A 17742-nucleotide genomic window follows, 5' to 3' on the forward strand; every position below is an offset into this window, starting at 1 on the left:
GGATGTGCGGTGTCTTTGTCGACAGGGAGGTCAAGGCGTGCACACGCCAGTTACCTGTATCGAGGCTTTCCCCGATGAATGTTTTGCGAACCTCCTTGAGAGCACAAATCCTGTCGCTGCTCGGTGGCAGCTTGCTGGCGATATTGTTGATCGCCCTGGCCTGTTTCAACTTCCTCTCCAACGGGGTGCAGAGTTATCGCAGTTTGATTGACGGGCCGTTGCTCACTTCGCAATTGATCGACGAAGCCAACCTGCAGTTCAAGGTGCAGGTGCAGGAATGGAAAAACGTGCTGCTGCGCGGCAAGCAGCCTCAGGATATGGAGAAATATTGGGGCCAGTTCCAGGACCGGCAGCGCGATGTGCAAAGTATCCTCGCTCGCCTGGTCACCCAGACCAGCAGCGACGCGCCGTTGAGCCGACGCATCGAAACCCTGCGCCTGGAGCACCAGCAACTGGGCGTGGCCTATCAGAAGGGCCGTGATGCCTATATGGCGGCGGGTGGTGATGCAACCGTCGGCGATATGGCAGTCAAAGGCGTAGACCGCGCCGCCAGTGAGCAGATGAGCGCTCTGGTCAGCGACCTGCGTGCCCAAGGCAGCCAGCAATCTCAGGCCATCAGTGCCTACGCCGAGCGCACCGTGCTGGTGGGGCTGGCGATTATGTTGCTCTCTGGTGTGCTGATCGGCCTGTTCAGCCTGTGGCTGATCAACCGCAACCTGATCCTGCCGATTCGTGGCTTGATCGACTACGTCACGCAACTCAGCCACGGCCGCTTTGCCGAGCGCGTAGCCAGCCGTCGCCAGGATGAACTGGGCCACCTGGCCGCCGCCGCGAATACGCTGCGCGACTTCCTCGCTGAAACCTTCAGCCGCTTGCAGCGCAGCGCCACCGACTTGGTCAGCGCCAGCGGCGAGTTGAACTCGATTGCCGGCCTGATGGCTACCGGCACCCAAGAACAATTCAACCGTACCGACCAAGTGGCCACGGCCATGACCGAAATGTCGGCCACCGCCCAGGACGTCGCACGCCACGCTGCCAGTGCCTCGCGCGCGGCCGACGAGGCAGATCACTCGGCCCGCGAAGGCGGTGAAGTGATGAAGGTCACCATCGCTACCATCGGCCAGATGCGCACGGAAATCCTCAACACCGGCACCATCATCCGACGCCTGGAAGCTGACAGCGTACGCATCGGCAAAGTGTTGGAAGTGATTCGCGGCATCGCCGAGCAAACCAACCTGCTGGCGCTCAACGCCGCTATCGAGGCGGCGCGGGCGGGCGAGGCGGGGCGTGGTTTTGCAGTCGTCGCCGATGAAGTCCGCAGCCTGGCGCAACGCACGGCCGCGTCGATCATCGAGATCAACCAGATTATTCAGGCGGTGCAGACCGGCGCGATAGATGCGGCCGAGGCGATCGTCAGCGGCCAGTCGTGCAGCGATGACAGCGTGGAAAAAGTCAGCCAGGCCGGCGCCATGCTCGACCACATCACTCAGGCGGTGGAAGCGATCCGCGACATGAACCGCCAGATCGCCACGGCGGCCGAGGAGCAGACGTCGGTCGCCGAGGACATCTCGCGCAATATCACCCAGATCACCACGGTGGCCACGGCCAACCTCGACAACGTGCAACGCACCGAAGCCGCGAGCCACAATCTGCGCGGTTTGTCCGGTGAGTTGAATGAGGTGACGGCGCGCCTGGGCGCCTGATCAGCCGGTTGGCAGGCTGAAGCTAAACATCGTGCCGTGCTCCGCGGTGGTGGACACTTTGAGTTCACCGCCATGAGCTTCGGCAATCTGCTTGACGATATACAACCCCAGGCCCAGGCCGGCCTGGGGCGTGTTCGTCGCTGGGCGTGAGTAAGGCTCAAAGAGCCGGGGCAAGGCTTGCGCGCTTATCTGGCCGGCGTTTTTCACTGACAGGTGGAAATGGTCGTCCTCAACCTGCGCGCGCACCTCCACCGGGCCGTCATGGCTGCCATGGTGAATGGCATTGGCCACCAGATTAGACAGCAACTGCGCCAAGCGGTCGCGGTCGCCACTGACCCCTTGCAGATCACCGATATCCGCACGAATCTCGCGCTGCGGGTGCACGCTCTGCACTTCCGATACCACATGCTGCAACGCCGCCTGTAACCCTTGGCAGTCGCCGATGTTGAGTGGGATGCCGCTGCCCATGCGGCCCCTGGCGAAATCCAGCACGTCTTCCACTAACTGCGCGGCGCGTCGGCCGCTGGTGAGAATGTGCCGCACGAGGGTATCGGTGGCGGGGTCCGGGTATTTACGCAGCAGTCGTTCGGCACCGAAGTTAATTGCAAACAACGGGTTGCGCAGGTCATGGCCGAGCACGGCGATAAATTGCTCGCGCAGTTCGGCGGTACTGCGTTCTTCCTGCAATTGCGCTTGTGTTTGCTGGGCGGCTTCTTCGGCTTCGATCTGCAATGACAACACCCGCGCAAACGATTCCATGGTCGATCGGATCGTGCTGCTGCGCAGCATGGCGGGATTGGGGTCCAAGGCGCAGATCGTGCCGAAGAAGCGCCCGTCGGTGCGAAATACCGGCACCGAAATGTAGCTTTCGAAGTGGTACAGGCGCGGTGTGTGGTGGTCGTGGTAGATCGGGTCTTCGCTGGCCTTGTCGATCACCACGGAGATATGGGAACCGCGAATCTCGTGGCAAATGGTGGTGGTCAGGTCCAACTCGCCTCCGACGCCGAGGCCGAATCCCAGGCGGTCGAGTACAGCGCAGGCGGTCCAGGTTTCGTCGGTCACCCGCGCAACGGCGGCAAAGCGCAGGCCAGTCATGTCGCTGATCACTTGGAGCATTGCGGGAACGGCACTGATTCGGCCAATGGTGGCAATGTCGACGGCTTTTTGCTCCATGACGTGTTCTCGGTGTGCTGTGCGATGGCGTAATGCCCTGGCTGATGCGGGGAAGTCTAACGACCTTGAATTGAGTCGGGGGAATTTGATTCATCGCGACGGCGCTTTTTCCAGGCATTGCTGACGAGCGCCCATAAAAAAACCGCGCCACCCGAAGGTGGCGCGGTTTTGAGGATTCAACTCAGGTGTCTTGCTTGTTTTCCAGCACGGCACCGGTCTTGGCGTCGAGCTTGACTTCAAACTTCTTGCCAGCGGTGTCGGTCAGGTCTACTTCGTAGACATATTGATCGGCTACACCGTGTTTGTTGTCCAGTTCGGTGTCGGTAATTGTCGCGCCAGGGTGAGTGGCTACTGCCGCGGCGTTGAGTTTGTCAAAAGGCATCACTGCGCCGGATTTGACCAGGCCTTCAATATGATCCGGACGAACATCCGCTTGGGCCAGGCCGGCAGTCAGCGTCAGGGCAGTTGCGGCGAACAAAGTGGTCAAAGTTTTCATGGTGTATGTCCTTCTTTGGTGAGCTGTTTAAGTGGCGCCAGATTAACTGGCGCAACTTAATTCATCCTTAATGGCGCACTGACACCAACGATGCCTCAGTACTTATAGTCGTTGAGCAAATCCTGCACGCTGGACGACGGCCAGCGCTTGTAGAACTTCAGCAGCTCGGCGGCGCGGTTGGTGAAGATGCCGTCGACGCCGGCTTTCATCACTTTCTCGAAATCCACTGGCTCATCCACGGTGTAGACATGCACCAGCAGACCTTTGTCGTGGGTCAGCTTGTTCATTTCAGGCTTCACCAGGTCCGAATAGCTCTGGTCGCCGTGGTCGGTCAGCTCAGCGGATGGGCCGGTGCCGATGGCGCCGAGGCTCTTGGCTTCGTCGACCCATTTTTCGAACTCGGCGGCGTCTTTCGGTTCTTGCTTGGCGTAGTAGGCGGCCTTGGTCGGCTCGCCGGATTCGGCGAAGGTCTGCTTGGATTTCGGCTCGATGCTGCCTTCACCCACCCACAACAGCAGGATCTTCGGGGTGTTCGGCATTTCTTTCTGCAGCTCTTTGAGGCTGGCGGTCTCGAAGGTTTGCAGCACTACGCGGCCCTTGCCCTGGCCGACGCCGGTGTTGCTCTTGCCCAGCTTGGAGCCGGCGGAGCTCAACCAGCCTTTATCCAACAGCTTGTTTTTGAGGTCGGCTTCGATGCCCGGGAACTGCTTGGGCTCCTTGGTCTCGATGTACAGGCCGGGTTTGTGCTGCGGATTGCCTTCGGCGATCTTGATGATGTCGTCCAGGCTCAGGATCTTCAGACCGACGAAGCCTGGACGCGCGCGGTCCGGGTAGGCGGCGTTGAACCAACTGCCGGCATCGAGGCTTTGCAGTTCCTTCCAAGTGAATTCGTTGGCCGGCGCGTCTTTGCGCTCGGGAAACTTGGTGGCCACATCGGTGTTGCGCTGCAGGTTGTTGTCGTGCAGGGCGAACAACACGCCGTCCTTGCTGCGCTGCAGGTCCAGTTCCAGGTAGTCGGCACCCAGGTCGCGCGCAACTTTGTAGGCGGCGGCGGTGGATTCCGGAGCGTCGTAGGAGGCGCCTCGGTGAGCGATCACGGCAGGGTGGGGAATGCCTTCGTTGGTTGCCAATTCAGCCGGGCTGATCGGGTCGGCCGCCTGCGCCTGGCCAAGGCCGAGCATCAGGGCCAGCAGCAGGGCGCTCTTGGTAAACGTGACAGGCATATGCGAAGTCCTTTCGTGGAGGTAGCTTTTAGAAGGCCTCCTTTTTAACAATTGATTGCGAAAGGCGCTATCACCAAACCGACATTAACGTGCGCACCCGTCAATTTTCTCGGTTTTTTTGCCAGGCATTGCAGTACTCTTGACCGCAGCCGCCCCGCTAGAGGGCAGTACTTTCCGCCACGCGTGTAAACCATCTTTCCAGTCCCTGTGGGACTTTTCAGTGAGGTTTACCATGCGCATCACTTCCGAGCTTATCTGCCAGGCCGCCGACCAACTCCACGGATTTGTGGGCCTTAATCGCAAGACTGGCCAGTACATCGTACGTTTCAGCGAAGACTCCTTCGGCATGGACGTGGCCGATGACGGGATCATTCCTACCGCCGAATTTGTCTGGCTGCCCGCCCCCGAGCAGACCATGACCCTATCGCGTGAACGCATTCAGTTGCTGCTGGACCAAAACATCGATGACCGCATCAACATTACTGAGCCGCTGCGCGTGTATATGCGTCGGGTTGAGATTCCACAGATCAGTGCGTTGCGCAGTCTTGTGAGCTAGTTCGCTTCAAAACCGTAGGCCCGCTCCACCTTGCACACCCGTGTCTGAAATGCCGAGTACCAGGTGGCGCGGCCCTGCTCACGCACGTTCCGGTGCTCGGCCTGCTGCTTCCACGCCAGGATTGCCGCCTCGCTGCTCCAGTACGACACGGTAATCCCCAGGCCATCTTCCCGCGCCGATTCCACGCCCAGAAAACCAGGTTGCTGCCGTGCCAGTTCCAGCATGTGTGCGGCGGCCTCGCCGTAGCCGTGATCGCCCTCGGTGCGCAGTGAGCTGAAAATCACTGCGTAGTAGGGCGGGGTGGGTGTCTTGGCGATCATGCCGATTGCTCCTGGCACGCCTTGAGCAGGGCGATCGCCAGGGGCGGCGCGATGCCCTTGAGCGCCGCGCGTTCGGGCTGGAACAGAGTGGCGACGAAGAAAGGATGGCCGAGCAATTCCACTGCTCGCAGGTCCCCTGCGCAGTCGTGGCCGGTGGCGATCAGATCGCCCTCCAGCAACGCGCTGGCGAATTCGGGGTTCACCCCGTAACGGCAACGATAACCTTCTTCAAGATCAAGGGTGCCGTAGGCCTCGGCGATGCGCGTGTAGGGCATTAAACGTACGGTGTCGGTCGCCTCCACCAGCGCGCAGGTCAAGGGTGTGATCACGGCGCGTTTTGCGTCAGGAGCCACTTCACCGTGTTCGGCGTCGGCCCAGCCCAGCGCGTTACGGGCATATTCCAGCAATGCATGTTGAAAACCACCGCAGGTGCCGAGCAATGGTCGGCGCTGCTCGCGGGCAAAGCGGATCGCCCGGAGTGCGCCATCGGTATCCCGGTAAGGGGTGGCGGGTACACACCAGAAACCGTCGAAGTCGTGCAGGGATTCCGGCAGGGTGTCGGTGTCGAGCCAGTGCACATCAACAGTCATGCCCAGGGTGTCGGCCGCCTGTTGCAGGGCCACGGGAATGGCTTGGTGCGCGGTGACATGCGGGTTGTAATCGCCAATCAGCGCGAGGCGTAAGGGGGTGGCTTTCATCGTGTGCGTTCCATGGCTTGTTGTGGGCTGAGGCGCACTATAGATTGGCGTTCACGCAATCAATATTGGCGTTTGCCCATATGCTCAATGCACCGACGCACTATTCAATTGACTACCCTGACCTTTCGCTGATCCTTGCACTTGTGCGCGGCGGCTCCCTGTCGCGGGCGGCAGCGTTGTTGCGGGTGGATGTGTCCACGGTGTTTCGCGCGATACGACGCTTGGAGGCGGCACTGGGCCAGACACTGTTTGAAAAAAGCCGCGCCGGCTACCTGCCCACCAGCCTGGCCAACAACTTGGCGCAGCAGGCTGAACGCGCCGAACTGGCCCTCGAAGCGGCGCGCATCGGGGTGGAGCAGGGGGGCGAGGTGATCAGCGGCACAGTGCGCCTGACCTGTACCGACTCGGTGCTGCAAGGTCTGTTGCTGCCAGCATTGGCGCAGTTCATGCCGGACTACCCTGCGCTGATCCTGGAACTGAGCACCTCCAATGATTTCGCCAACCTCAGCCGCCGCGATGCAGATATCGCCCTACGCCTGACCAAGACTCCGCCTGAGCATCTCGTAGGACGTTGCCTCGGCACCGTGTCGTACCAAGTCTACGCAAGCGCCGACTATGCCCGCCGTCATGCAGGCCGTGAACTGGCCGACCTGACCTGGATCGCGCCGGATGACTTCCTGCCCGATCATCCCACCGTCGCCTGGCGCCGCGAACACTTGCCGGGAATTCGGCCCAGCTATCGCTGCAACAGCATGTTGTCGGTGACCGAATTGGTGCGGGCGGGAATGGGTGTGGCGGCGTTGCCGGACTTTCTGCTTGATGAGGGTCTGCAACCACTGGGCCCTGCATTGGCAGGGTATGACACGGCGCTGTGGTTGCTCACACGTCCCGATTGCCGGGCATTGCGCTCGGTGGTCACGTTGTTTGATGAGTTGGGACAGCATGTACGGTTGCCGGATCGTTAGGTTTTTCGTACGAAGTGCTCATGCATTTCGCACGTCAGGCTTTCGATATGCTCGGTCAGTTGCTTGGTCATCTCAGTCAGTCGGGTGTTTTGCTCCAGCAATTCCAGCAGCTGTTTGGTAGTCTGCGCGGCCTGGGCTTGGCGTTCGGTATTGGCAGTGGCCAAGGCTTCGCGATGCTGTGCGTCGGCGTCTGACTGCGCCTTGTCTCGCGCAGCCTGGCGAGTCTGGGCCAACAGGATCAGCGGCGCGGCATATGCCGATTGCAGGCTGAACGCCAGGTTGAGCAGGATGAACGGGTACACGTCGAAGTGAGTGATGCCGGTCGCATTCAGAACCACCCACAGCACCACAATCGCGGTTTGCGCCCCGAGGAAGGTCGGGGTGCCGAAGAAACGGGCGAAGGCTTCGGCCTTCAGCGCGAAGGTATCGTTACCGAAAGTCGGCGCCAGGTGAGCGTGGGGGCGGTGGAAACGCATGTGGTCAATAGCTGCGGTTTCAGGCTTCTCTGGGGTCATGGCGGGCTCGGGTCATCACGGTTAAGACGTTGGTTCACTATAGTCCTGGCGACCTGTCTTACACATGAATAACCCAAATCCTACTTAGTGGCGGACACGGTCATTGGCAAACGCACTCACCGCCTGTAATGCCTCGTTAGTGCCTTGGCGTATTTGCAGGATCACGGTCCCGGCGCGGTTGGCCAAGTCCACGCCCTGGGCTGCACGGTCGCGGGTACCGTCCATACTGTCGATGGCTTGGCGCGTTTCGTTCTGGATCATTGCGATCATGCTGGAAATTTCCGCCGTCGAACGGCTTGTGCGTGCGGCCAGTTGCCGAACTTCATCGGCCACCACGGCAAACCCACGCCCCTGCTCACCCGCGCGCGCCGCCTCGATGGCCGCGTTGAGCGCCAACAGGTTGGTCTGGTCGGCGATGCCGCCAATGGTGTTGACGATGGCGGTGATCTGCTGCGAACGCTCACCCAGCTTGGCGATCAGTTGCGAAGAACCGTCGATGTCTGAGGCAATTTCGCGCATGCCGTTGGCACTTTGCTGAATCACTTCGGCGCCTTTTTCCGCGATGTCCTGGGTGTTCAGGGAAATGTGATACGCCTGAGACGCGCTCGCCGCATCGGCGGCATGTTGCTCCACCTTGGCGGTCACGTCTGAGGCAAATTTCACCACTTTGCACAGGCGCCCGCTGGCGTCATATACCGGGTTGTAGTTGGCTTCAAGCCACACCGTCCGGCCGTTCTTATCCACGCGCTCGAATTGGCCGCTGAACAGCTCACCTTGGTTGAGGCGCTTCCAGAACTCGGTGTAGGCCGAACTGTTGGCCAGCTCCGCAGAACAGAACAGGCGATGGTGCTTGCCCTGGATTTGCGCGAGGCTATAGCCCATGCGCTGCAGGAAGTTAGCGTTGGCCGTGATGATGGTGCCGTCGAGGTTGAACTCGATCACCGCCATGGCCCGGTCGATCGCCTCCAATTTGGCGCTGGCTTCGCTCTCGGCTTGCAGGCGCGGGGTCACGTCCAAGGCGAACTTAACCACCTTTATCACGTGCCCTGCCTCATCACGGACTGGGTTGTAGCTGGCTTCCAGCCACACCGATTCCCCATTGCTCGCCTGGCGTTCGAACGTTCCGGATTGAAATTGGCCATTGCGCAGGTTCGACCACAACTGGTCATACTCGGCGCTGCGGGCGAACGCCGGTGTGCAGAACATTCGATGGGGCTTGCCCACAACTTGCTCTGCGCGATAGCTCATGGTGTTGAGGAAATTGTCATTGGCCCGCAATACATTGCCTTGCGGATCGAATTCGATCACCGCCATGGAGCGCTCGATGGCATCCAGCATGCTGGCTTGGTGGGAAACCGTGTGCTGCAGGGCGTTGATGGTTTTTTTATGGGTGTTGAATAGCATGGTGGCGGCTCGGGCAGGCAGAGTCTGAGTTTTCCATGTATAGGCGCCTGCCCCGTACGGCGCTCGGCCTACGGTTGACGTGCTCATTGTCGGCTTCCTGCTGCCGACAGAGGGAGGTGGAACAAGGGATTCAGAGTGATCAGATTGCCAAGAAGTTCGCCCCAAGGGCAGGACCTTTTTTGGGTAGGCGACAGATGGTGGCTCTGTGCTATCTCCGCGGGTGCGCTGGAGGCTGCATCAGGCCGAATAGGCGACTCTTTCGTCGCTGACATTCACCCGGTTGCGGCCGTTATCTTTCGCTGCATATAGCGCTCGATCTGCCGCATTCAGCCACATAGCGGCGCTGGTGAAGGAGGGCTGGAAGTCCGCCAAGCCAATGCTCAGGCTCACGCGCAGCTCAGGGATGTGTGGGGCGCGGTAGTTGCTGAAGGTTTCGCGCATGCGCTCCATAACCTGTGCGGCTTCTTCTTGGTTCATTCGCGGAAGAATCACACAGAACTCGTCGCCCCCGTAACGTCCAGCCAAGTCGTTTTCCCGCAAGTGGAGCCTTAATTCCAAGCTCAACTGGCGCAGCACGGCGTCGCCGGCGATATGGCCATGAGTGTCGTTAATCTGTTTGAAGTGATCGATATCGATCAGCGCAATGGTACCGTGGGTTTGTTGTTGCTGGCACTTGTGGAACTTGAGGTGCAACAAGTCTTTCCAGGACCCGTGATTGAGTAATCCCGTGAGGCTGTCGATGCGGCTCAAGGCACGGAGGGCGCGTTTGTGGTCCGAGAGTTTGATCGCCAATTGATAGCAGATCATGCCGATGGCCATGGGGTAGAAGGTCAGCATCGGCAGGCACGCGTAGACCTGGACCACGCTGATGCCAGGGTTGAAGTGCAGGCCAAACAGCAAAATCGCGACGCCGGCGCCGAGCAGTTGCGCCAGTGCTCCGCGTAACAGCAGGTATCTGCCGCCAGCGGCGACGTTGTTCATGGACACCATGGACAGCAAGGTCACGGTGGTTAACGGCGCGAACTGCAACGTCGCGACCCAAAAGCCGCTGAATAACGCGTCGTACACCAGATTGCGTCGCTCGGCGTCATAGGGGACTTTGGCGCGGGTCGCCAGTTGATACGCGAGGTGCGGCCAGACAAAACCATTGGCCAACAGCGCTGCCCAGACCCACCCCGGCATCGCCAACGGATACAGGGCGGCTATTACACTGATGCTGCACATGGCAGAGCCGATGATTCTGGGCCTGTAGATGCGCCTGGCAAACGAGAGTCCTTTGCCTTGTCTGTTTTCCATAAAGTCCTGATTGAGCTGCTTTTCTACCTATATGAAGGCGCACGTTCGCTGGATGAACCGTTGATCGGATAAGGCCGATGAATATTGTCAGTTATTCCCGTGGGAATAATCAGTGTCCTTCCAGGCCATTTACGCAAAACAGAGGGCGAAAGCGTCAAATACGACCTTAAGTGTCGCTTACACAACAGGCATTACTGGGCGGGTGTGGGCGTGACTTCGTATCCGGCCAGGAACAGGTCAATGGCGGACTCGATCACGCTGGCCTGGTTGGCGGCGTCCAGGGTAGGTTGGCCGAGGGTAATTTGCGGCCAGAATGCGAAGGCTTTGAGCAGACTTTGGATCTGATGGGCGGCAAATGCCGGGTCGGTGCAGGAGAGACGGCCGTCTTCCTGGGCGGCGCGCACCCACTGGGTAAAGCCTTCTTCGCGCTGGCTCAGGCGGGTAACCATGTCTTGCGCACGTTCCGGCGAATGAATGGTAGCCGCGATGGCGACTCTGGCGAGATCGAGGAAGTTGGCGTCCGACATCATCTTCATCTTTGCCTCCAGCAATCCGCGCAATTGCTCACGCAGCGGGCGGTCGCTGGCATAGCAGACGTCAAGCTGAGCGACGCTGCTGGCCCAGAGCTGGTGGAGAATCTCGGCGAACAACTCTTCCTTGCTGGGAAAGTGGTTGTACACCGTGCGCTTCGAAACGCCGGCGGTGGCGGCGATCTTGTCCATGCTGGTGACCTCGAAACCGTTATCGCGAAACTCAGCGATGGCAGCAGCCACGATGGCTTGGCGTTTACGGTCGGTGAGGCGTTGAGGGGCAGTCATGGATGGCGCTCAGCTCTTGAAGGAAAATTACACTCGGTAGTTTACTTGCTCCCTGTTTTGTTGCAATCTTGAAACTACACTGTGCAGTGTAATTTATGAGCGGACCGTAGGAGTCACTCTGCAATGGCCACCATCTCACCCCGCGTCGACCGCACGTCTGCAGCGCTCAAGCCAGCAGAGCAGGGCAAGGCGCACTTCAGCAACGACGCCCCTGTGCAACATGGCGGGCTTGGCAAAACGCTGCGTATTTTTTGGAACATGGTGTTTAACAAGCCGCGCACCACGCGACCGGTGGGGGCGATTCCGGTAGAGCCGCTGACGCGCGAGCAACTGTTGGCGGCGCCTGATCACAGCGTATTTCGCTTGGGGCATTCCACTGTATTGCTGAAAATGCGCGGTAAGTTCTGGGTGACCGACCCGGTGTTCGCCGAGCGTGCCTCCCCATTCAGTTGGGCCGGCCCCAAACGCTTCCATCAGCCGCCGATCAGCCTTGAAGAGCTGCCTGATCTCGAAGCGGTGATTCTTTCCCACAACCATTACGACCATCTGGACCGCAAGGCTGTCGTCCAATTGGCCAACAAGACCCGTCATTTTCTAGCACCGCTTGGCGTGGGTGACATTTTGATCAAGTGGGGTGTCGACGCCAGCAAGGTTCGCCAACTGGACTGGTGGCAGGGCACCGAGGTAGACGGCATCCGTTTTGTGGCCACGCCGGCGCAGCACTTTTCCGGGCGTGGCCTGTTTGATGCCAATCAGACCCTATGGTGTTCGTGGGTGATGATCGACGGTGCGCGGAGGATTTTCTTCAGCGGTGACACGGGTTACTTCGATGGCTTCAAGCGCATCGGCGAGCAATACGGCCCGTTCGATCTGACGCTGATGGAAACCGGTGCTTACAACGTTGACTGGCCCCATGTGCACATGCAGCCGGAGCAAACCCTACAAGCGCACATCGACCTCAAGGGCCGCTGGTTGCTGCCGATCCATAACGGTACCTTCGACCTGGCGTTTCATGCCTGGCATGAACCGTTTGACCGCATCATGGCGCTGGCTTGGGAGCGTAATGTGTCGATCACTACGCCACCCATGGGCCAGGCGTTCAGCTTGAATCAGCCTGAGCGTGGGTATGCATGGTGGCTGGAAGTTGAAACTCAAAAAGATGTACAAGAGCAGCTTTTGAGCTGATGGAAGAGGTGTGGGAAAAAGGAGTTTTCATGTTGTTTCAGGGCTGCGACACACGCCAGTGAAGGATGCGATGATCCCCGGAAAATCACGGTTCAGGGGGTAGTTTTGGTGGAAAAAAATGCAGTAAACATCCGCGAACAGAGGCGGTTTGCCAGTTAGGGCAGCCGCTGGCTGCACTCATGGATATAGCCGGTCGGGCAACGTCGTGCCACGCTCCGTCCTCTGAGCAGCCCCCTCCCCGCAACATCGCTTTTTGTGGCGATCCACACGTTCAAGTCCATCCCAGGGATGGCGTCCTGATCCCCGGATATAACGCGCCGGCCCTGCCGATAAAACCCGTGCGTGACCCCTCATTGACGCTGATTGCCTTGAGCGGCATCGAACCCGAGGGACCGGTGATGGTGGAGGTGCCTCTGGTGCAGAACAACAGCACTTTTACTGCCCTCAGCATGCTGGCTGGCCGGCGCGTAGGTTTTGCCGACCGATATGAGCGCAACGGTGATCAAGAACCCCTCAAGCATCGGGCGCCGTTCCTGCGAGCGTTGGAGCAATTACGACAGGCCGGGGCGCTCCTTGTACCGGTGTCTGCACAACAGGTCGATGGCTCGCTGCAATTCGACCTCCACACGCGTAATGAAATCGACGACCTTATGACTGAGCATCGGCTGGATGCGCTGGTCTCGGACAGTCAGAGTGCCGCGTTCCATCAGGCGTGTTGGAGTGGATACCCAAGGCTGGGCGAGCCTTTGGGAGCCGGGGCTACGTTGTGGTTCTACGGTGCAAGATGGTCGAAGGATTCACTGGCAGTCCTGGTGCAGGGGTATCGCAGTGTTCGTGGCCATGCAGATGCACGGTAGGGGCTGACTGTGGCGTCGGGCAATCCAACTCGTTGATCTCCCTACGTAGCGCGCGCCGGCATGAGACCTGGTTAAAGGTGCCGGCTGGTCCGCTGACTTGGATAGGCTTTACGCACCATTCGGCTGGGCATTGGGAGAGTCTATTGATACGGTGGTTGAGCCCATCAGCCGAGACATGATGCCCTGTGCCGCGGGTTCAGGTGGCGTGATATCAAGGCGGCGCGCACTCATTCCCCAGCCCGGCGCAAAGCCTGGGAAAAATACCAGCCCTTCAGCCTCCAGCCGAAACGCCAGCGCCAGGCGCGTTGCATCATCGCTGTCACCCTGGCTTTCAAACCGTTGAATAGCCTCCACCGCCACACCGACATGACGGGCCAGGTCTTCCCGACTCCAGCCCAGCATCGCGCGGGCCTGTGCGCTGTGTTTGGCGGTGAATTGGTGCAGGACGATCTGCTGTTCTACGAAAGAGCTCATTGCCAGAGAGGACATGGGGTTTCTCCAGGGTTCGACGGGGGAGGACAAACTATACTGTGTTTTTGTACAGTTGTTTTGACCGCTCATCAACTGGATTTTTTCGATGGCTTTTTACCACTGACTATTCCAACCCCGGCGCCTCCCGAATAATCAGGTGATCCAGGTTCTCGATATCCGCGCTGAACACCCCGAACGTTTGCTCGGGATTCTTCTTGCTGGGCACATGCTTGAGCTCTGGCGTCACCCCGTAGAAGAAGCAATACAGCGCACGCTCACTGTCCACTGCCGCCTTGATCTGTTCTAGGAACGCCGTGCGCTTGCGGTAGTTTTCGATGAGTTTTTTGCTCAGATAAACGTTGACCGAGTAGGGCTTCTTGTCGAGCCACACCTTCTTTTCGAAGTCGATGCGAAAGCTGCTGGTGTAGTCCTTGATCGCCTTGATCTTGCCCCAATAGATCAGGCCCTTGCTGTCTTGCAGGTATTCGATCTTCTTGAAAAACGTCCAGTAGGTCGCGGTGTGATCGCCGATTTTCAGCGGCATGCGCTTGAGCGTGTCCTTGTCGTCGATGTTGGACACGTAACATTCCACCGGGTGGGCGAATACGCTGGTTTTATCCGGGGTGGTGTCGCTGGAACTGACGGACGTGCTGGTTCGGTTTGAAGGTGTTTTCGCAGGTGACGCTGGGATTTGAGCTTCGGCACCGGTCACCGGAGTGTTGCGCGGGTACGTTCGTCGGGTCAGTACAAATTCCGACGGGAAATGGTCTTCGCGCTCGTCTTCAGTTTCCCCCGCAGCGCCCCTGTGCGTGCTGGCATAGCGGCAGCCCTCGATATGCTGGGTGCTGGTTTTGTTCTTGAAGTGCGGCGTGCGCACATAGTTGACGTTTTTTGCATTGAATGTGCTCAACGCATTGCCCGTATCGAACGTCCCTCGGCACGCATCGTTGGGGCAGAGGAAATGGTCAGTGTCGGAGTCGTATACGGTAGTTTCGTCGAAATTCAGGTCACGCACGTCGTAGATCGACAGCTTGTCATCGAGACTCAAACTGTAGGCCGTGTCGAATTTCATGAGGCTCGGGTCCGTGAGAAGTTTCGCTATTAATAGCGGGATCCCATGTAAATATCAGCAAGAACCTGCAACCCGCCGCCCACTCAGGAAACACAAGGTGCCACCCACAGCTGTCAGTGCGCCCAAGGCATAGAACATGCTGGTGGGCGCCGCATTGATCAGCAAGTACCCACAAATCACCGGGCTCAACGCTCCGCCAAAGGCGGCCAGGTTCTGTGCACCGTAGTAACTGCCGCGCAGGGTGTCGGGGGCGATGGTGTCGATGAACAGGAACTCCGAGGGGTAGATGATCATCTCGCCCAAGGTGAATACAAACATCGCCAGGCACCAGGTGACCAAGCTGTCCGCCAGGCTGAAACCGATCAACCCGGCAATGAACAGCAACGTCCCCAGCACGATCCAGTAGCGCAGTTGTTCACGCTTGAGAAACCGGCCTATCTGGTACTGCATCAAAATCACCGTAATGGCATTGCATGCCAGCACCGCCGAGAGAATCTTCAGAGCCTGCGCAGGCTTGTAGGCCACCAGCAGAAATTGTGACAGATACAGGGTGTAGCGCCCGTGGACAATGGTGCTTAACAGGCTGCCACCGGTGAACAGAATCAATGTACGGTCGCTACGCAATGTGCGCAGGGTGCTGAGAAAGCTCAGCGGTTTGTTGCTTTCGTCCCGTTGAGTCGGTGGGATGCCGATCATCAGGAACACACTGCAGAAGGCAATTGCGCTGGCGATCAGGAACGGCGCCAACTGCATGTGCCCCGCAATTACTACACCCACCATGGGGCCCGTGGCGTAGCCGACGTTGGTAAGGGTGTAGCGCAGGGAAAACACCTTGGCACGCTCACCCACTGGCAGGTTTTCGCTGATGATCGCTTTGGAGCCAATCAGGAACAGCGCCGACGCGGCTTCGGTGATTACCAGGGTCAGTGTGGTCAGGTAGAGGTTGCTGGCAAAGGTCAGCAACAGAAAACCGATGGCGCTGGAGAGCATGGCCAGGATCAGCAGCTTGCGCTTTTCCAGGCGGTCGATGATGTAGCCGCCGTACAGGCCCAGCAGCGTGGCGATAAACACGGCGACCCCCATCAGCAGACCGATGTCCTGCTGGTTGAGGCCCAGTCGCGTGCTCAGCAGCAGGGCCAGTAATGGGCTGGTCATGGCGCGGCTGACCACGATGGTCACCGAGCAAATCATCAGGCGGCGGATTACCAGGGAGTAGGTGGCCACGGTGGGGCGGATGTCCTTGTTATCTTTTTTGAACAACAAAAATCCAGTGTGGGAGGGGGCTTGCCCCCGATAGCGGTGTACAGCCAAGCATCAGGTGACAGAACCACCGCCATCGGGGGCAAGCCCCCTCCCACATTTTTTTAGACCGAGTTATTGGCCAGCGTTAATGGTGATCTTCTCGACCGCCCCTTGCTCCAGATCCCACTTCTTCAAAATCTTGCCGTAGGTCCCATCATCAATCATGCCCTGCAGCGCCTCACTGATCGCGGTCACCAGTTCAGTGTTGCTTTTCTCGATCCCCAGCCCGGTGAACTGCTTGGAAATCGCCAGCCCAACCGGCTTGTACTTACCTTTATCCAACGACATCAGATAAGGAATCGTCTCGCTGCCCTGCATTGCGGCATCCAAACGGTTCTGCTGCAACTGCGCCCGCGCATCCGCCGAACCTTCAGTCCCGATCACCACGATTGCCGGTTTACCCGCCGCTTCGCAGTTTTCCTTGCTCCACGCGGCAATTTCCGACGGCCAAGTAGTCCGGCGACTGGTGCCGACTTTTTTACCGCACAGGTCAGTCAGTTCCTTGATCTCTTCACGCTTGGCCAGGGTGTACAGCTGCGGGCCACTGGTGAAGTAGTCGACAAAGGTTACGGATTTCTGGCGTTCGGCGGTGTCCGACATGCCCGACAGCACGATGTCCACGCGCTTGGTGGTCAGGCCGCTGAGCATTTGCTCGAAGCCGGTTTCCTGCCACTTGATCTTCACGCCCAGGCGCTCGGCCAGAGCGTTGCCCAGGTCGAAGTCAAAGCCTGTGAGTTTATTGGTGGCCGGGTCCTTGAAATCCATCGGCGGGTAGTTCGGCACGATAGCCGCGCTGATCTCACCCTTGTCCTTGATGGCCGCCGGCAAGGCCGCGAATACACAGGTGGAGGCCATCAGGCCTGCGAGCATCGTTGGGATAAACAATTTTTTCATGGGGGCGTTCTCGTTAGTTTTTTAGTTAAGTGCGAACGGCAGAAATAAAGCTTTGGGTACGCGGGTTTTGTGGGCTTATTAGAATTTCTTCGGGGCTGCCGGCTTCCACAATCTGGCCGGCGTCCATAAACACCATGCGGTTGGACACTTCACGGGCGAAGCCCAATTCATGGGTGACAACGATCATGGTCATGCCGGTGGTGGCCAAATCGCGCATCACCGACAGCACTTCTCCTACCAGCTCCGGGTCGAGGGCTGACGTGGGTTCGTCGAACAACATCAGCTTGGGACGCATCGCCAGCGCACGGGCAATCGCCACGCGTTGCTGCTGGCCGCCGGATAATTCCACCGGATAGGCATTGCGTTTGTCCGCCAGGCCCACGCGGGCCAGCAGTTCCAACGCATCTTCGATGGCTTCCTTAGGCGAGCGCTTGAGCACCTGGCACGGGCCTTCGATGATGTTTTGCAACACGGTCATATGCGGGAACAAATTGAAGCGCTGGAACACCATGCCGGTGGCCAGGCGCTGTCGGGCGATCTGCGATTCGTTCATCTCATGCAGCTTGTTGCCGACGACCCGGTAACCCACCAGTTCGCCGTCGACCCACAGGCCGCCCTTATCGATTTTTTCCAGTTGGTTGACGCAGCGCAGCAGCGTGCTTTTACCCGACCCGGACGGGCCGATGATGCACATAACTTCGCCTTGCTCGACTTCGATATTGATGTCGCGCAGCGCGTGATACTGGTCGTAATACTTGTTCAGGTTGACGGCCTTGACGATGCTTCTCATGGGG

19 protein-coding genes and 1 pseudogene are annotated in these 17742 nt (G+C 59.0%); 5 read left to right on the forward strand and 15 right to left on the reverse strand.

The genetic code is table 11. The features are described from left to right. The first annotated feature begins 74 nt into the window (after positions 1-74). Positions 75-1703 carry a methyl-accepting chemotaxis protein gene (locus tag ACKZ62_RS06115; protein WP_447096436.1) on the forward strand — a complete coding sequence of 543 codons (1629 nt, stop codon included), beginning with the start codon at positions 75-77 and terminating at the stop codon, positions 1701-1703. Here the strand turns inward: ACKZ62_RS06115 and ACKZ62_RS06120 are convergent, their stop codons facing one another. From ACKZ62_RS06120 to ACKZ62_RS06130, 3 genes are all read right to left on the reverse strand, one after another. Next, positions 1704-2876, reverse strand: a complete 1173-nt coding sequence (locus ACKZ62_RS06120; RefSeq protein WP_032891057.1) for a GAF domain-containing sensor histidine kinase — start codon at positions 2874-2876, stop codon at positions 1704-1706. 181 nt (positions 2877-3057) lie between these two features. After that, positions 3058-3372: a PepSY domain-containing protein gene (locus ACKZ62_RS06125; RefSeq protein ID WP_122753094.1), complete on the reverse strand. Its 315-nt coding sequence runs from the start codon at positions 3370-3372 to the stop codon at positions 3058-3060. A 95-nt stretch (positions 3373-3467) separates the two neighbouring features. Further along, positions 3468-4595, reverse strand: coding sequence for a glycerophosphodiester phosphodiesterase family protein (locus ACKZ62_RS06130; RefSeq protein WP_447096437.1), 1128 nt, complete (start codon positions 4593-4595; stop codon positions 3468-3470). 232 nt (positions 4596-4827) lie between these two features. Between ACKZ62_RS06130 and ACKZ62_RS06135 the strand changes: the two genes are divergently transcribed. Continuing rightward, positions 4828-5151, forward strand: a complete 324-nt coding sequence (locus tag ACKZ62_RS06135) for a DUF2025 family protein (protein WP_032891062.1) — start codon at positions 4828-4830, stop codon at positions 5149-5151. Here ACKZ62_RS06135 and ACKZ62_RS06140 read toward each other — a convergent pair. After that, positions 5148-5471, reverse strand: a complete 324-nt coding sequence (locus tag ACKZ62_RS06140; RefSeq protein WP_032891064.1) for an antibiotic biosynthesis monooxygenase family protein — start codon at positions 5469-5471, stop codon at positions 5148-5150. The genes ACKZ62_RS06135 and ACKZ62_RS06140 overlap by 4 nt on opposite strands. Beyond that, the gene (locus ACKZ62_RS06145; RefSeq protein WP_260367624.1) at positions 5468-6169 is read right to left on the reverse strand and encodes a CTP synthase C-terminal region-related (seleno)protein; all 702 of its coding nucleotides are present in this window, start codon (positions 6167-6169) and stop codon (positions 5468-5470) included. The genes ACKZ62_RS06140 and ACKZ62_RS06145 overlap by 4 nt, the downstream gene beginning before the upstream one ends. A gap of 80 nt (positions 6170-6249) precedes the next feature. Here ACKZ62_RS06145 and ACKZ62_RS06150 point away from each other — a divergent pair, with 80 nt between their 5' ends. Beyond that, the gene (locus ACKZ62_RS06150) at positions 6250-7134 is read left to right on the forward strand and encodes a LysR family transcriptional regulator (protein WP_447096941.1); all 885 of its coding nucleotides are present in this window, start codon (positions 6250-6252) and stop codon (positions 7132-7134) included. Here the strand turns inward: ACKZ62_RS06150 and ACKZ62_RS06155 are convergent. The 5 genes and pseudogenes from ACKZ62_RS06155 to ACKZ62_RS06175 all read right to left on the reverse strand — a co-directional run bounded on the left by ACKZ62_RS06155 (position 7131) and on the right by ACKZ62_RS06175 (position 11167). Then, a complete protein-coding gene (locus ACKZ62_RS06155; RefSeq protein ID WP_447096438.1) occupies positions 7131-7649 on the reverse strand; it encodes a DUF1003 domain-containing protein in 519 nt (172 codons plus the stop codon). The two genes, ACKZ62_RS06150 and ACKZ62_RS06155, sit on opposite strands and share 4 nt — an antisense overlap. Before the next feature lie 84 nt (positions 7650-7733). Further along, complete coding sequence (locus tag ACKZ62_RS06160; protein WP_371260759.1) at positions 7734-8315, reverse strand: methyl-accepting chemotaxis protein; 582 nt, start codon at positions 8313-8315, stop codon at positions 7734-7736. A gap of 18 nt (positions 8316-8333) precedes the next feature. After that, a pseudogene (locus ACKZ62_RS06165) lies at positions 8334-9140 on the reverse strand (PAS domain-containing protein); the annotation flags it as partial. A gap of 150 nt (positions 9141-9290) precedes the next feature. After that, entirely contained in the window at positions 9291-10349 is a 1059-nt protein-coding gene (locus tag ACKZ62_RS06170) for a diguanylate cyclase (protein WP_401381143.1), read from the reverse strand. A 191-nt stretch (positions 10350-10540) separates the two neighbouring features. Further along, positions 10541-11167, reverse strand: a complete 627-nt coding sequence (locus tag ACKZ62_RS06175; RefSeq protein ID WP_447096439.1) for a TetR/AcrR family transcriptional regulator — start codon at positions 11165-11167, stop codon at positions 10541-10543. Between the two features lie 123 nt (positions 11168-11290). Here ACKZ62_RS06175 and ACKZ62_RS06180 point away from each other — a divergent pair, with 123 nt between their 5' ends. Both ACKZ62_RS06180 and ACKZ62_RS06185 read left to right on the forward strand, forming a co-directional pair. Beyond that, positions 11291-12352, forward strand: coding sequence for an MBL fold metallo-hydrolase (locus ACKZ62_RS06180; RefSeq protein WP_447096440.1), 1062 nt, complete (start codon positions 11291-11293; stop codon positions 12350-12352). 338 nt (positions 12353-12690) lie between these two features. After that, a complete protein-coding gene (locus ACKZ62_RS06185) occupies positions 12691-13209 on the forward strand; it encodes a hypothetical protein (RefSeq protein ID WP_081797863.1) in 519 nt (172 codons plus the stop codon). 108 nt (positions 13210-13317) lie between these two features. Here the strand turns inward: ACKZ62_RS06185 and ACKZ62_RS06190 are convergent, their stop codons facing one another. From ACKZ62_RS06190 to ACKZ62_RS06210, 5 genes are all read right to left on the reverse strand, one after another. Further along, complete coding sequence (locus ACKZ62_RS06190) at positions 13318-13698, reverse strand: helix-turn-helix transcriptional regulator (protein WP_122756163.1); 381 nt, start codon at positions 13696-13698, stop codon at positions 13318-13320. 106 nt (positions 13699-13804) lie between these two features. Next, positions 13805-14752, reverse strand: coding sequence for a hypothetical protein (locus tag ACKZ62_RS06195; protein WP_447096441.1), 948 nt, complete (start codon positions 14750-14752; stop codon positions 13805-13807). 54 nt (positions 14753-14806) lie between these two features. After that, entirely contained in the window at positions 14807-15976 is a 1170-nt protein-coding gene (locus ACKZ62_RS06200; protein WP_447096942.1) for an MFS transporter, read from the reverse strand. 150 nt (positions 15977-16126) lie between these two features. After that, positions 16127-16948 carry an ABC transporter substrate-binding protein gene (locus ACKZ62_RS06205; protein ID WP_032891075.1) on the reverse strand — a complete coding sequence of 274 codons (822 nt, stop codon included), beginning with the start codon at positions 16946-16948 and terminating at the stop codon, positions 16127-16129. A 25-nt stretch (positions 16949-16973) separates the two neighbouring features. Then, positions 16974-17738, reverse strand: coding sequence for an amino acid ABC transporter ATP-binding protein (locus ACKZ62_RS06210; protein ID WP_010208290.1), 765 nt, complete (start codon positions 17736-17738; stop codon positions 16974-16976). Between the last annotated feature and the right edge of the window lie 4 nt (positions 17739-17742).

The sequence above is a fragment of the Pseudomonas sivasensis genome, from assembly GCF_052938085.1.

Excerpts from the sequence above, each read along its gene's own strand:
- ACKZ62_RS06125 (WP_122753094.1), bottom strand. The coding sequence starts at position 3,372 with ATGAAAACTTTGACCACTTTGTTCGCCGCAACTGCCCTGACGCTGACT.
- ACKZ62_RS06115 (WP_447096436.1), top strand. The coding sequence starts at position 75 with ATGAATGTTTTGCGAACCTCCTTGAGAGCACAAATCCTGTCGCTGCTC.
- ACKZ62_RS06190 (WP_122756163.1), bottom strand. The coding sequence starts at position 13,698 with ATGTCCTCTCTGGCAATGAGCTCTTTCGTAGAACAGCAGATCGTCCTG.
- ACKZ62_RS06135 (WP_032891062.1), top strand. The coding sequence starts at position 4,828 with ATGCGCATCACTTCCGAGCTTATCTGCCAGGCCGCCGACCAACTCCAC.
- ACKZ62_RS06180 (WP_447096440.1), top strand. The coding sequence starts at position 11,291 with ATGGCCACCATCTCACCCCGCGTCGACCGCACGTCTGCAGCGCTCAAG.
- ACKZ62_RS06170 (WP_401381143.1), bottom strand. The coding sequence starts at position 10,349 with ATGGAAAACAGACAAGGCAAAGGACTCTCGTTTGCCAGGCGCATCTAC.
- ACKZ62_RS06210 (WP_010208290.1), bottom strand. The coding sequence starts at position 17,738 with ATGAGAAGCATCGTCAAGGCCGTCAACCTGAACAAGTATTACGACCAG.
- ACKZ62_RS06205 (WP_032891075.1), bottom strand. The coding sequence starts at position 16,948 with ATGAAAAAATTGTTTATCCCAACGATGCTCGCAGGCCTGATGGCCTCC.
- ACKZ62_RS06175 (WP_447096439.1), bottom strand. The coding sequence starts at position 11,167 with ATGACTGCCCCTCAACGCCTCACCGACCGTAAACGCCAAGCCATCGTG.
- ACKZ62_RS06195 (WP_447096441.1), bottom strand. The coding sequence starts at position 14,752 with ATGAAATTCGACACGGCCTACAGTTTGAGTCTCGATGACAAGCTGTCG.
- ACKZ62_RS06140 (WP_032891064.1), bottom strand. The coding sequence starts at position 5,471 with ATGATCGCCAAGACACCCACCCCGCCCTACTACGCAGTGATTTTCAGC.
- ACKZ62_RS06130 (WP_447096437.1), bottom strand. The coding sequence starts at position 4,595 with ATGCCTGTCACGTTTACCAAGAGCGCCCTGCTGCTGGCCCTGATGCTC.
- ACKZ62_RS06155 (WP_447096438.1), bottom strand. The coding sequence starts at position 7,649 with ATGACCCCAGAGAAGCCTGAAACCGCAGCTATTGACCACATGCGTTTC.
- ACKZ62_RS06150 (WP_447096941.1), top strand. The coding sequence starts at position 6,250 with ATGCTCAATGCACCGACGCACTATTCAATTGACTACCCTGACCTTTCG.
- ACKZ62_RS06145 (WP_260367624.1), bottom strand. The coding sequence starts at position 6,169 with ATGAAAGCCACCCCCTTACGCCTCGCGCTGATTGGCGATTACAACCCG.
- ACKZ62_RS06120 (WP_032891057.1), bottom strand. The coding sequence starts at position 2,876 with ATGGAGCAAAAAGCCGTCGACATTGCCACCATTGGCCGAATCAGTGCC.